Consider the following 12577-nt stretch of genomic DNA (forward strand, 5'->3'; position numbering starts at 1 on the left):
GCCTGGCTGAGCAGGCGCAGGGCGTTGCCGCCGCCGAGGGTGGTGGCCAGACCCGCCCCGGGCCGCAGGGCCAGCAACGGCAGGGAGCGGGCCGCCTCGCAGCTGGGCCTCAGGGCCGTGAGGAAACGGTCCCACTCGTTCGCCACCGCGGTGCCGCGCAGCTCGCGCAGCAGGGCCAGGAAGGGGGCCTGCCCCACCCCCACCCGCAGGGACCCCTCGGGCAGCAGCAGCCCCCAGTCCCGATAGCTGGCCACGGGCAGGGTTTCCCCCACCGCCCGCAGCACCTGGGCCAGGGGGTTGGTGCTGGGCCAGTGGCCCAGGCCGCTCCAGAGCGACGGGCCCGATTCGAAATGAAAAGGTCCATGCCGGAATCCGTGGGCGGCACCGCCAGGGGTGGTGTGGGCCTCGAGCACCAGCACCTCAAGGCCGTGGCGGGCGGCGATGGCGACGGCGCAGAGACCGCCCAGGCCACTGCCCACCACGATCAGGTCGCTCACCTTGGTGCAGCAGTTCCAATGCAGATCTTATTCAGATTCCTTTCGCATCGAGGGCAAACAGATGGCCCCCTCGCTGACTAGGATCGTTCGAAATAGCAAAGGTTTTGCATTGTCACAGGGCTTCCCTTCCGCCACCCTGTCCGATAGCACACCGCCCGTTTCCCCTGATGCGGACGCTGGCTCCAGGCCATCGGTGGGTCAGCCCAGGCGGGGCGATTTTGAGCTGAAGTCCTTCATGGACAGCTCCAATCTGCGGGGCTCCTGGCAGATCGCCAACACCGTGATCCCCTACGCGGCCCTGTGGTGGGTCGCCGACTGGAGCCTCCAGCACGCTCCCCTGCTGCTGATCCCCACCATGGTCGTCATGGTGCTGCTGCTGGCCCGCTGCTTCTCGCTGATGCACGACTGCGGCCACGACTCCCTGTTCCGCAGCCGGCGGGCCAACCAGGTGTTCGGCTTCCTGCTCGGCGTGATCAGTGCCATTCCTCAGTACCCCTGGTCCCGTGGCCACGCCTACCACCACCGCCACAACGGCGACTGGGAGAAGTACCAGGGACCGTCGGCCCTGGTCACCACGGGGGCCTTTGCCGCCCTCAACCCCGGCCAGCAGCGGTTCTACGGCGTGCTGCGCCATCCGGCGATGCTGTTCCCCGGAGGCTTCTTCTACCTGGTGATCAAGCCCCGGGTGGCGCTGCTGCTGGGGCTGGCGGGATTCTTCCCCCACCTGCTGGCCTGTCTGCGCAGCCCGCAGCGGATGGGCCTGGGCCAGATCCTGGCCAGCTATCGCTCCAGGCACTGGTACACCCAGGGGGAATTCCGCCATCTGCTGGCCAACAACGTGGCTGTGATCGGCTCCTGGTGGCTGATGGCCCGCTGGCTCGGCGCCGGTGTGTTCTGGTCGATCTACGCGCCGGTGATGGCCTGCGCGGCGGCGATCTTCATCTGCATCTTCTTCGTGCAGCACAACTTCCCCGGTTCCTACGCCCACGCCACCGCCGGCTGGAGCGAGATGACCGGGGTGCTGGAAGGCACCAGCGACCTGGAGCTGCCGCCCCTGTTCAACTGGTTCTCCGCCGACATCGGCTGCCACGCGATCCATCACCTGTCGTCCAAGATCCCCAACTACCGGCTGCGGGCCTGCCACGAGCACAATGCCCACCTGCTCTCGGGCGTGCGGCGGCTGTCGCTGGCCGACATCCCCGGCTGCTTCAGCTACATCCTCTGGGACCCCCAGGCCTGCCGCCTGACGACGATCGACGCGCTGCGTTCCGCCGCTCCCGTCCCCGTCGCCAGCTGAAGGGCACCAGGAGGAACCGATGCTGCGCCAGAGCCTGAGCCGGTTGGAGGTGTCCACCCAAGGGGAGGGTTTCGATGACATCACCGGGCCCCTCAACGGCCTGATCGCCGCCAGCGGCCTGGTGCTCGGCACCGCCACCATCGCCAGCCTGCACACCTCCTGCTCCCTGACGATCAACGAGAACGCCGACCCCAGGGTGCTGGTGGACCTTGCCGCCTTTCTGCGGGCCCTGGTACCCCCGGAAGGGGTGCGGCCCCTCAGCGGCCAGGGGGAGCGGCGCTCCTGGGTCCACGATGACGAGGGCCCCGATGACATGCCCGCCCACATCCGCACCGCCCTGACCTGCACCAGCCTGGTGCTCCCTTTCCAATCCGGTCGGTTGCTGCTCGGCACCTGGCAGGCGGTGTATCTGTGGGAGCACCGGGCCCGACCCCATCGCCGCAGCCTGAGCCTGCATCTGCTGGGCGAATGACCCCTTGCTCCCCACCACCATGGCCGCCAAGCCCCTGACCCCCGCCCAGATCGCCGCCCTGCCCACCGAGCTGCCGCAGTGGACGCTGCGGGAGGGCAAGCTGCACCGCGAACTGCGCTTCGCTGATTTCTCCGCCGCCTTCGGATTCATGGCCCGGGTGGCCCTGGCGGCTGAAGCGATGGGCCATCACCCCGAGTGGTGCAACGTCTGGAACCGGGTGACGATCAACCTCACCACCCACGACACCGGCGGACTGTCGAGCCTCGATGTGGAACTGGCCCGCCGGATTGATGTCCTCGTGGGTTGAGGCTGTTCTGGGCCGGCTCGGGCGGCGTGTCTAGGTTTCGTGGGTGCCTCCCCCCGCCCTGCAGCGCCCCATGGGTTTTCGCTACCTCGATCGGATCGCCACCAAGGAGAACATCCATGCGTTTCTCGAGCTCGCCGATCTGGCCGCCGGCGCCGGTGCCTCGGCCAACAACGTCTTCCTGCTCTCCCACCGGCTGCGCCAGTCCCGGCCGATGCAGGTGTGCCGGGCGTTGCTGGGGCGCGATCCGGCCGCCGCGGCCCTGATCGAGCAGCGGCGGCTCAGCGGGCCCTATGACGCGCCTGCCCTGCGGGCGCTGCCGAAGGGAACCCTGGGCCACACCTACGCCACGGTGCTGGAGACGATGGGCTACGACATCAACTTCTTCCCCAAACCCGAGTTCTACGCCAACCTGGAAACCGACGCCGATTACATCAACTACCGGGTCTATGCCACCCACGACATCCATCACATTGTGAGTGGCTTCAGCCTCGACAATTTCGGCGAACTCGGTGTCATCAGCATGAGCGTGGCCCAGTTCGCCCACCCGGGGCTGGCCTTCACCGATCTGATGGCCCTGCTGCTCAACTGGTTCCGCAACGACACGCCCATCGACGAACTGGAAACCCCGGCCGAGCAGGCCCGCACCGCCAGCTACGCCTTCGGCATGATCAGCAAAGGGCTGCACATCGGCGTCGAGGCCCAGCCGCTGTTCCCGGTGATCTGGGAGGAGCGGATGGGCCAGGACCTGGAGGAACTGCGGGCCGAACTGGGCGTCACGGCGGTGAGGGAGGGGACCTTCAGCTGGTACGCCAACCCCTCCCTGGTGGCGGCGCTGGCCGCCTGATCCCTCAGACGAGGGCGGGCAGCCGGGAGGGCTCGGCCGGGCGGAAACGCAGCCGCTCATGCTCCACGTCCACGGCGATCGTGGTGCCGCTCAGGAAGGTGCCGGCCAGGATCGCCTTGGCGATCGGCGTCTCCAGCTCCCGCTGGATGGCCCGCTTGAGGGGCCTGGCGCCGTAGACCGGGTCGTAGCCGACGGCGGCCAGCCAGTCGAGGGCAGCCCCGTTGAGCTCCAGGCCCAGCTTCCTGTCCTCGAGCCGCCGGGCCAGGCGCTGCACCTGCAGCTCCACGATCTGGCGCAGTTCCTCGGCCTTGAGGCTGTGGAAGATGATCGATTCATCCAGCCGGTTGAGGAACTCGGGGCGGAAGTGGCCCCGCAGGGCCTCGTTCACCCGCTTCTCCATCTCGCCGTGGCGGGCCGGATCGCCGGCCAGATCGAGGATCGAGGCGCTGCCGATGTTGCTGGTGAGGATCAACACGGTGTTGGTGAAATCCACCGTGCGGCCCTGGCCATCGGTGACGCGGCCGTCATCGAGGATCTGCAGCATCACGTTGAAGACATCGGGGTGGGCCTTCTCGACTTCGTCGAAGAGGATCACGGCGTAGGGACGGCGCCGCACCGCCTCGGTGAGCTGGCCGCCCTCCTCGTAGCCCACGTAGCCGGGAGGAGCTCCGATCAACCGGGACACGGCGTGCTTCTCCATGTATTCGCTCATGTCGATGCGCACCATCGCCTCCTCGCTGTCGAACAGCTGGGACGCCAGCGCCTTGGAGAGCTCGGTCTTGCCCACGCCGGTGGGGCCGAGGAACAGGAAGCTGGCGATCGGACGGTTAGGGTCGGACAGGCCCGCCCGCGACCGCTGGATCGCATCGGCCACCGCCGTGACGGCCTGCTCCTGGCCGATCACCCGCGTGTGCAGTTCGTCCTCAAGATGGAGCAGTTTCTCCATCTCCGACTGCACCAGCTTGCTGACCGGAATCCCCGTCCATTTGGCGATCACTTCGGCGATGTCGTCCTCGGTGACCTCCTCGCGCAGCAGGTTCTTCTCGCCGGCATGGGCGCTCAGTTCGCCTTCCTTGGCGGCCAGCTTCTTGTTGAGCTCGGCCAGGGTGCCGTACTCCAGTTCGGCCGCCTTGTTGAGGTCGTAGTTGCGCTTGGCCTGCTCCACCTGCAGCTGCACCTGCTCAATCTCCTCCTTGATGGCGGAGAGTTCGTCGATCGAACCCTTCTCCTTCTGCCACTGGGCGTTGAGGCTGCTCTGCTGCTCGCCCAGATCGGCCAGCTCCTTCTCGAGCTTCTCGAGCCGATCACGGCTGGCGGGATCCGATTCCCGCCCCAGGGAGAGCTTCTCCATCTCCAACTGCAGGATGCGGCGATCGAGCTCGTCGATCTCCTCCGGCTTGGAGGTGATCTCCATCTTCAGGCGGGCCGCCGATTCGTCCATCAGGTCGATGGCCTTGTCGGGCAGGAAGCGATCGGCGATGTAGCGGCTGCTGAGCACGGCGGCGGCCACCAGGGCGTTGTCGGCAATGCGCACGCCGTGGTGCACCTCGTAGCGCTCCTTGAGACCCCGCAGGATCGAGATGGTGTCCTCCACGGTGGGCTGGTCGACGAACACCTGCTGGAAGCGGCGCTCCAGGGCCGGGTCCTTCTCGATGTGCTGGCGGTGCTCATCGAGGGTGGTGGCGCCGATGCAACGCAGTTCGCCGCGGGCCAGCATCGGTTTGAGCAGGTTGCTGGCGTCCATGGCGCCGCCGGTGGCGCCGGCCCCCACCACGGTATGGATCTCGTCGATGAACAGGACGATCTGGCCTTCGCTGGAGGTGACCTCCTTGAGCACGGCCTTGAGGCGCTCCTCGAACTCACCGCGGTACTTGGCGCCGGCGATCAGGGCGCCCATGTCGAGGGCGATCAGCTGCCGGTTCTGCAAGGCGGTGGGCACGTCCCCGTTGACGATCCTCTGGGCCAACCCCTCGACGATGGCGGTCTTGCCGACGCCGGGTTCGCCGATCAGCACCGGGTTGTTCTTGGTGCGGCGCGAGAGGATCTGCACGGTGCGGCGGATCTCCTCGTCGCGGCCGATCACCGGATCGAGCTTGCCCTCCCGGGCGGCGGCGGTGAGATCCCGTCCGTATTTCTCGAGGGATTCGTAGGTGCCCTCCGGGTTCTGGTCGGTCACACGCTGGCTGCCACGAACGGCCTGAACGGCCTCCTTGATCTTCGCCCCATCGGCGCCCGACTGGGACAGCAGCTGGCGGCCGCAGCGGTCATCGCCGGCCAGGGCCAGCACCAGGTGCTCCACGGCGATGTAACTGTCCTGAAAGTCCTGCTTGAGGGCATCGGCCCGGTCCAGAACGGCGTTCAGCCCCTTGCCCAGGTAGACGTTGTCGGGGGCGGTGGCCAGGCTGGGCTGGGCGGCGATGAAGGCCTCCAGCTTCTGGCCCAGCACCCCCAGATCCACGCCGGCCTTCTCCAGGATCCGGCTGGCCAGGTCCTGCTGGGCCAGCAGGGCAGCGAAAAGATGCTCGCTGTCCATCTGCTGCTGGCGCCGCTGCTGGGCCAGCTGCTGGGAGGCGACCACGGCGCCCCAGGCCTTTTCGGTGAACAGTTCGGCGGTGGGATGCATGGTTGACGTTCTCCCTGCGGACGGTGACTGAAGCCAACGTATGAATCCTGTCGGGATCGGCCGAGGGGGAGGACCGAACCGCGGCGTTCGGCCCTCCTCCACGGGGGTGGGCAGGCCGTACCGAAGGGGGTGGCCAACCGCCCGGCGGGGGCTCAGGAGCTAGGGGCCCACGAACTCCGGCATGGGTACCTGGAAGCCGTGCTTCTGGCCGCAGAGCTGGGTGGGACAGCCGTCGGGGCCGTAGAGGGCATCGGCTGCCGAGAGGCAACCCAGGCTGTTCTTCTGGGCCACCTGGGCCGGATGAATCCGCAGCGGCTGCAGCACCGCTTCGCTTCTGGGCACCAGCAGCCGGCAGGGGGGAGGCGACAGCCCGGGCGCGGACTCGATCGCCAGGGGCTGGTTGGGGGTCACCCCCTGGGCCAGGGAGGGGGCCGCGGAGGGCGCCACGACGGCGGCCAGCAGGGCCAGGGGGATTGCTGCCGAGAGCAGGCCCCCTGGCAGGCCCGCCCGCAGCCCGGCGGAGGTGGGGATCGCCATGATGGGAGGTCGGCTGCGCCCCATTCTCGCCTCTGCAGCCCTCCTGTCAGCCATGCCCTCTCACGCCGACGACCAAGCCCTGGTGGCCGAGCTCGCCAGAGCGTCCCTGACCCTGGGTGGGGCTGCGGAGCCGGAGCGGGACTGCTGGCGGGTGGTGCACCGCCATGTCCACGGGATGCTGCCGACGGAGTACGACATCCGCGAGGTGCCCGAGGAGCTCTACCTGGCGGTGCTGGCCGCCCGCCGCGCCCTCAGCTGAGCCATGAAAAAGCCCCGGCACTGCCGGGGCTCTGGACGATCTGGGGGGGGGGTCGTCGCTGGATGGGAAGGATCCGAAGCGAATCAGGCCCAGCCCTTGGAGGCCATGTCTTCGACGTAGGCCGCCACATCAGCGATGTCACCCTCGCTGAGCTTGCCGCCGAAGGCGGGCATGGCGTTCTTGCCGTTGGTCACCTGGTAGGCGATGGCGGCTTCGTGGCCGCCGTCGTAGTTGGCCAGGTAGGAGGCCAGGGCCTCGGCCTTGAGCGTGCGCTCGGCGTTGACCACGTTGCCGCCGCCCATGTGGCAGGCGGCACAGTTGGCGGAGAAGATCTGGCCGCCATGGGCCACATCGGCGGCGAAGCTCGGGGCGGCACCCAGCACCAGCGCCAGGCAGAGAGCGAAGAGGGAAAGAAGACGACGCATGGGAGGGCGCGAAGGGGGGTGCCGGAAAGCACTTGCAACCGGCACAAATTAGGCAATGGCCGTGTCCCGGTGCAGCGTCCTGACAGATTCGCAACAATTCATGGCGGCGTCCGGGGGGCGGCCCGGGGCCGGCTCAGGTGGGGCGCTTGCCCCCGATCCGGCCCCGGTGCGGCACCCCCGCCGTCTCCAGCACCGCCTCGAGGCTCGGGGCGAGGCTCACCAGGCCGAAGCGCTCGGGCGGGCTGACGGGCTGGTGCACGAAGTGGCGCTGGCGGATCGAGAAACGGTCCCAGGCATTCACCTCGATGCGCAGCAGCTTGATCAGCCCCTCGATCAGCCAGCCGCGCAGGTCGATCCCCACCGGCGGCACCCACACCCGCCGCCAGCGGCACAGGGAGGCCACGGCGCCGTTGATCGTGATCGGCGCCTGACCCAGCACCAGCCGCCGCACCGGACCCTGGTCCGGCTCGGGATTGGGGCCGTGGGGGGTGGTGGCCAGGTGGGCGCAGACGGTGGCGATGTCGGCGGCGTGGATGAAGTGGAAGCTGGCGTCGGTGCGCAGCCAGCGGGCCAGCCACAGCCAGCCGAAGGCCTCCTTGAGCCCGGCGGTCAGGTAGCTGGTGGGGTGGGGATCGGTGCCCGCCACCGCGCCGCCGAACACCAGGGTCGGGAACACGGCCACGATCCGTTCCGCCAGCGGGTGGCGCTCCAGGTCCTGCAGGCAGGTGGCCTTGGTCTGGATGTACTCGGTGCCGTAGGCCATCGCTTCGGGGAGCAGCTGCAGCCGGCGATCGAGGATGCTGGCGGTGGAGAAGTAGATCACCTGCTGCAGGCGAGCCGGGTCGGTGAGCCGCAGCAGCTCCTTGACGGCCACCACGTTCACCGCCTGGGCCCGCTCCGGATCCCCCCAGGCGGTGGCGGTGTGGATGATCCGGTCAGCGCTGGCGATGGCGGCGGCGTGGGGGCCCAGCTCGCGCAGATCGCCCACCAGCAGGGTGATGCGGGGGTGGTCGGCGGGGACGGCGCTGAGCTTGGTGGGATCCCGCAGCAGCAGCAGCAGGTGAGCGTCGCTGTTGGCCAGCAGGTTTTCAGCGATGTACTGGCCGACGCAGCCGCTGGCGCCGGTGATCAGGATCCGCTGGGGCCCGGAGGTGGGGGCGCTCAAACAGCGGCTCCCAGCAGCTCGTTGACGGCCTTGCCGGTCTCGAAGAAGACGCGGGCGTTGTCCTCCGGGGTGCCGGGGAGGATGCCGTGGCCCAGGTTGAGGATGTGGCGACGGCCGCGGGCCTTGCGCACCGTGTCGAGGATCCGCTCGCGGATGGCCTCGGGGGTGCCGAACAGCAGGCCGGGATCCACGTTGCCCTGCACGCCCAGGTGCTGGGGCAGGCGGGCGCAGCCGTCGGCCATGTCCACGGTCCAGTCGAGGGAGATGAAGTCCACCCCGGTGGCGGCCATGCGCTCCAGCACACCGGCGCTGCCGGAGATGTAGAGGATCAGGGGGGTGTCGGGGTGGGTGGCCTTCACCTGGTCGATCACCCGCTTCTGGTAGGGGGCGGCGAACACGTCGTAGTCGATCGGGCTCAGCTGGCCCGCCCAGGAGTCGAACAGCTGCACCACCTGGGCACCGCTGTCGATCTGGTAGCGCACATAGGTGGCGATCGAATCGGCCAGGTGGCCCAGCAGCTGGTGCAGCAGGGCGGGCTCCTGGAAGGCCATCGCCTTGATCACCGAATAGGTCTTGGAGCTCTTGCCCTCCACCGCATAGGCGGCCAGGGTCCAGGGGGCGCCGACGAAGCCCAGCACCGCCGCATCGTTGCCCACGTCGGCCCGCAGCCGCCCCAGCACCTCGCCCACGAAGGGCAGGGCTTCGGCTGGATCCAGGGGCCGCAGGGCGTCCACCTGGGCCTGGCTGCGGATGGCGGGCTCGATGATCGGGCCCCGGCTCTCGATGATGTCGAAGTCGATGCCCATGCCCGGCAGGGGCGTGAGGATGTCGGAGAAGAGGATCACGCCGTCGGGACGGAAGGCGTGGAAGGGCTGCATCGAGATCTCGTAGGAGAGATCGGGGTTCTCGGAGCGCTCGCGGAAGCCGGGATGGCGGTCACGCAGGTCGCGGTACACCTTCATGTAGCGGCCCGCCTGGCGCATCATCCAGACCGGAGGCCGCTCCACCTGCTCACCTCGGGCGGCGCGCAGCAGCAGGGGGGCGGATTCGCTCATGGGGCCGGTCGGAAGGTCAACGGTGAAACCTAACCGAGCACCCCCGGCCTCCGGCCGCTCCTGTCACCAGTCGTGGCATGGGCGGCCCCGGGGCGCTCAGCCCTCGTCGATGGCCGGCCGCTGCAGGCTGCGGGACTCGTCGAGACGGAACACCACCACGCTCAGGGGCGGCAGGCAGAGCTCCAGGGAGTTCTCGTAGTCGTGGATGGCCCAGGCATCGGTGAAACGGCCGCCCAGGTTGCCGAGGTTGCTGCCGCCGTAGCGGCTGCTGTCGGTGTTGAACACCTCGGCGTAGAAGCCCTCCAGGGGGACGCCCACTCGGTAATGGGAATGGCTCTGGGGGGTGAAGTTGGCCACTACCACCACCCAGCGGCCGCTGCCGCTGTCGCGGCGCATGAAGCTGATCACCGAGTGGCGGTTGTCGTTGCAGTCGATCCACTGGAAGCCGTACTGATCGAAGTCGTCGCCCCAGAGGGCCGGCTCCGATCGGTAGAAGACATTGAGGTCGTCGACCAGGTTGAGCAGTCCCTGGTGGGCCTCGTACTGGAGCAGCTCCCACTGCAGATCGCCCCAGACGTTCCATTCGGACCGCTGGCCGAACTCCATTCCCATGAAGATCGTCTTCTTGCCCGGATGGGTCCACATGTAGGCCAGCAGGGCACGCACATTGGCGAATTTCTGCCAGTCGTCACCGGGCATCTTGTGGAGCAGGTTGCTCTTGCCATGCACCACTTCATCGTGGCTCAGGGCCAGCATGAAGTTTTCGGTGAAGGCGTACCAGATCGAGAAGGTGACGTGGTTCTGATGGAACTGGCGGAACCAGGGATCCAGCTCGAAGTAATCGAGCATGTCGTGCATCCAGCCCATGTTCCACTTGAGGTTGAACCCGAGGCCGCCCATGTCGGTGGGCTGGGTCACCATCGGCCAGGTGGTGGATTCCTCGGCGATCGACAGGGCACCGGGGAAGTGCTGGAACAGCACGTGGTTGGCCTGTTGCAGGAAGCGCACCGCTTCCAGGTTCTCCCGCCCGCCATGGTCGTTGGGCAGCCATTGCCCATCCGGACGCAGGTAGTCGCGGTAGAGCATCGAGGCCACGGCATCGACGCGGATGCCGTCGATGTGGAACTCCTCGAACCAGTAGATGAGGTTGGCGACGAGGAAGTTGCGCACCTCGTTGCGGCTGTAGTTGAAGATCAGCGTGCCCCACTCCTTGTGCTCGCCGATGCGGGGATCGGCATGTTCGTAGAGGTGGGCGCCATCGAAGAAGGCCAGACCGTGGCCATCCTTGGGGAAGTGGCCGGGCACCCAGTCGAGGATCACGCCGATGCCTTCGGTGTGGCAGCGGTCGACGAAGGCCCGGAACTCGTCCGGGCTGCCGAAGCGACTGGTGGGGGCGTACCAGCCGGTGACCTGGTAGCCCCAGGAGCCGTCGAACGGATGCTCGGAGACCGGCATCAGCTCGATGTGGGTGAAGCCGCGGGCCTTCACGTAGGGGATGACCTTGTCGGCCAGTTCCGGATAGGTCATCAGCCTGGCGCCGGGCTTCAGATCGGCGGCGGGCACCGGGGGCCGGGGGCGGCCGTCGGCTTCGAGGAAGGGCTGGTCGGCGGCGGCATGCATCCAGCTGCCCAGGTGCATCTCGTACACCGCGATGGGCTGGGGCAGGGGATCGCGGCCATCGCGTTCCTCGATCCAGGCGCCGTCGTTCCACGGGTAGCGGCCCAGTTCGGCCACCACCGAACCGGTGTTGGGCCGGATCTCGTGGCGGAAACCGTAGGGGTCGGCCTTCTGGTAGCAGTGGCCGTTCTGGGCCCGCACCTCGTACTTGTAGATCTGGCCGGCGCCCAGGCCGGGGACGAACAGCTCCCAGATCCCCCCGAGACGCTGCTGCATGGGGTGATGGCGGCCATCCCAGCCGTTGAAGTCACCCAGCAGGGCGACGCTGCGGGCATTGGGGGCCCACAGACAGAACTGCACCCCGGCGACGCCGTCGCGCTCGAGGACATGGGCGCCCATGCGCCGCCAGATGTGGTGGTGATTCCCCTGGGCGAACAGATGACGGTCCAGTTCCCCCATCCACTCGTGGCGGAAGGCCCAGGGATCGTGCTGCTCGTGCTCGATGCCGCCGCGGCTCACATGGACGCGATAGCCGCAGCCGGGATCGGTCTCGAGGCGAGTCTCGAAGATCCAGGGATGGTGGGGATTGGCCATGGCGAGCCGTTCGCCGCCGTGGAGGAGCTCCACCGTGTGGGCGTCCGGCATCCACACCCGCACCACCCAGCCGCTGTCATCGAGGGGCTGGGGCCCGAGCACGGAGAAGGGATGGTCGTGGCGGCATTCCGCCAGCCGGCGGGCATCCTCAACCATCCATTCGAGGCTGGGCAGGGCCATGGAAGAGGAGGCGTGCATGCGCCGGGAGCTTACGTCGGTGGGAGGGCCGGCTCAGCGCGGCGGTGAGGGGGGAGAGGGATCGGTGGGGAAATCCACGCCGATGATCTGGTTCTGGGCATCAAGGGTGACGAAGAGGTTGTCGGTCAGACGGTTGAACTCGGTGTTGACGATCACCAGGCGCATCTCCGGTGTGCTTTCAGCCCGGTTGATGCGCTTCACCCGGACGAAATTGCCGGTGATGCGCTGCAGGTTGAGCCATTTCTGCTGCAGCTGGCCCTGAGGGATCTGCTCCTGCATCAGCGGCGACAGGAAGCTGCTGGCGGAGATGAAGTGGCCGCTGGAGAGGGCGGTGATGAAGTCCCGCACCACCTTCTCGGCCGGCTGGTCGGTGACGTTGAAGTGGTAACCATCGATCCGGCCCTGGCCGTCGATCACCATCAGCAGGTCGCGCTCGCCGGCGCTGGTGAACAGGGTGGCCTCGACCGTGCTCGAGTCGAAGCCGGGCTGGATGCTACGGATGGCCCAGCGCAGCAGCCGCGGCTGGGTCTTCATGGTGGCGGCCACCATGCGGGGGCTGCTGACGCTCTGCAGGGCCGGGGAGAACTGCTCGAAACGGGCCTGGGCGTCCCCCTGGCGGATCGTGGTCAGGATCCGCTCGGCGGCCGCCCGTGCCTGGGCTTCGCTCAGGGCCGCACTGGGCTGGCC

13 protein-coding genes are annotated in these 12577 nt (G+C 68.1%); 5 read left to right on the forward strand and 8 right to left on the reverse strand.

Annotated elements, in window-relative coordinates:
* Positions 1–497, reverse strand: a 497-nt coding sequence (locus VB734_RS06765) for an NAD(P)-binding protein (protein ID WP_323243186.1), incomplete at its 3' end; no start/stop codon positions are given.
* Positions 498–732: 235 nt separating this feature from the next.
* Between VB734_RS06765 and VB734_RS06770 the strand changes: the two genes are divergently transcribed.
* The 4 genes from VB734_RS06770 to VB734_RS06785 are packed head-to-tail and all read left to right on the forward strand — an operon-like array spanning position 733 to position 3417.
* Complete coding sequence (locus tag VB734_RS06770) at positions 733–1794, forward strand: fatty acid desaturase (protein ID WP_323243187.1); 1062 nt, start codon at positions 733–735, stop codon at positions 1792–1794.
* Between the two features lie 19 nt (positions 1795–1813).
* On the forward strand, positions 1814–2266 hold the full coding sequence (locus VB734_RS06775; RefSeq protein ID WP_323243188.1) for a secondary thiamine-phosphate synthase enzyme YjbQ: 453 nt from the start codon (positions 1814–1816) through the stop codon (positions 2264–2266).
* A 19-nt stretch (positions 2267–2285) separates the two neighbouring features.
* Positions 2286–2573 (forward strand): 4a-hydroxytetrahydrobiopterin dehydratase, encoded by a 288-nt coding sequence (locus tag VB734_RS06780; RefSeq protein ID WP_323243198.1) that lies wholly within the window; start codon positions 2286–2288, stop codon positions 2571–2573.
* 43 nt (positions 2574–2616) lie between these two features.
* The gene (locus VB734_RS06785) at positions 2617–3417 is read left to right on the forward strand and encodes a Coq4 family protein (RefSeq protein WP_323243189.1); all 801 of its coding nucleotides are present in this window, start codon (positions 2617–2619) and stop codon (positions 3415–3417) included.
* 4 nt (positions 3418–3421) lie between these two features.
* On the opposite strand, the gene clpB is transcribed toward VB734_RS06785, so the two are convergent.
* Positions 3422–6040, reverse strand: a complete 2619-nt coding sequence (gene clpB, locus VB734_RS06790; protein ID WP_323243190.1) for an ATP-dependent chaperone ClpB — start codon at positions 6038–6040, stop codon at positions 3422–3424.
* Between the two features lie 159 nt (positions 6041–6199).
* On the reverse strand, positions 6200–6577 hold the full coding sequence (locus tag VB734_RS06795; RefSeq protein ID WP_323243191.1) for a hypothetical protein: 378 nt from the start codon (positions 6575–6577) through the stop codon (positions 6200–6202).
* 52 nt (positions 6578–6629) lie between these two features.
* Here VB734_RS06795 and VB734_RS06800 point away from each other — a divergent pair, with 52 nt between their 5' ends.
* Positions 6630–6836 (forward strand): hypothetical protein, encoded by a 207-nt coding sequence (locus VB734_RS06800; RefSeq protein ID WP_323243192.1) that lies wholly within the window; start codon positions 6630–6632, stop codon positions 6834–6836.
* Positions 6837–6919: 83 nt separating this feature from the next.
* Here VB734_RS06800 and VB734_RS06805 read toward each other — a convergent pair whose 3' ends face one another.
* From VB734_RS06805 to VB734_RS06825, 5 genes are all read right to left on the reverse strand, one after another.
* On the reverse strand, positions 6920–7261 hold the full coding sequence (locus tag VB734_RS06805; protein WP_323243193.1) for a c-type cytochrome: 342 nt from the start codon (positions 7259–7261) through the stop codon (positions 6920–6922).
* 133 nt (positions 7262–7394) lie between these two features.
* Complete coding sequence (locus VB734_RS06810) at positions 7395–8426, reverse strand: NAD(P)-dependent oxidoreductase (protein ID WP_323243194.1); 1032 nt, start codon at positions 8424–8426, stop codon at positions 7395–7397.
* A complete protein-coding gene (gene hemE / locus VB734_RS06815; protein ID WP_323243195.1) occupies positions 8423–9481 on the reverse strand; it encodes a uroporphyrinogen decarboxylase in 1059 nt (352 codons plus the stop codon). The genes VB734_RS06810 and hemE overlap by 4 nt, the downstream gene beginning before the upstream one ends.
* A gap of 96 nt (positions 9482–9577) precedes the next feature.
* Positions 9578–11872, reverse strand: a complete 2295-nt coding sequence (gene glgB, locus VB734_RS06820; protein ID WP_323243196.1) for a 1,4-alpha-glucan branching protein GlgB — start codon at positions 11870–11872, stop codon at positions 9578–9580.
* Positions 11873–11923: 51 nt separating this feature from the next.
* Positions 11924–12577, reverse strand: a 654-nt coding sequence (locus tag VB734_RS06825; protein WP_323243197.1) for a DUF3887 domain-containing protein, incomplete at its 5' end; no start/stop codon positions are given.

The organism is Synechococcus sp. BA-124 BA4 (genome assembly GCF_034931165.1).

Excerpts from the sequence above, each read along its gene's own strand:
- VB734_RS06770 (WP_323243187.1), top strand. The coding sequence starts at position 733 with ATGGACAGCTCCAATCTGCGGGGCTCCTGGCAGATCGCCAACACCGTG.
- VB734_RS06775 (WP_323243188.1), top strand. The coding sequence starts at position 1,814 with ATGCTGCGCCAGAGCCTGAGCCGGTTGGAGGTGTCCACCCAAGGGGAG.
- VB734_RS06780 (WP_323243198.1), top strand. The coding sequence starts at position 2,286 with ATGGCCGCCAAGCCCCTGACCCCCGCCCAGATCGCCGCCCTGCCCACC.
- clpB (WP_323243190.1), bottom strand. The coding sequence starts at position 6,040 with ATGCATCCCACCGCCGAACTGTTCACCGAAAAGGCCTGGGGCGCCGTG.
- VB734_RS06795 (WP_323243191.1), bottom strand. The coding sequence starts at position 6,577 with ATGGCGATCCCCACCTCCGCCGGGCTGCGGGCGGGCCTGCCAGGGGGC.
- VB734_RS06800 (WP_323243192.1), top strand. The coding sequence starts at position 6,630 with ATGCCCTCTCACGCCGACGACCAAGCCCTGGTGGCCGAGCTCGCCAGA.
- VB734_RS06805 (WP_323243193.1), bottom strand. The coding sequence starts at position 7,261 with ATGCGTCGTCTTCTTTCCCTCTTCGCTCTCTGCCTGGCGCTGGTGCTG.
- hemE (WP_323243195.1), bottom strand. The coding sequence starts at position 9,481 with ATGAGCGAATCCGCCCCCCTGCTGCTGCGCGCCGCCCGAGGTGAGCAG.
- glgB (WP_323243196.1), bottom strand. The coding sequence starts at position 11,872 with ATGGCCCTGCCCAGCCTCGAATGGATGGTTGAGGATGCCCGCCGGCTG.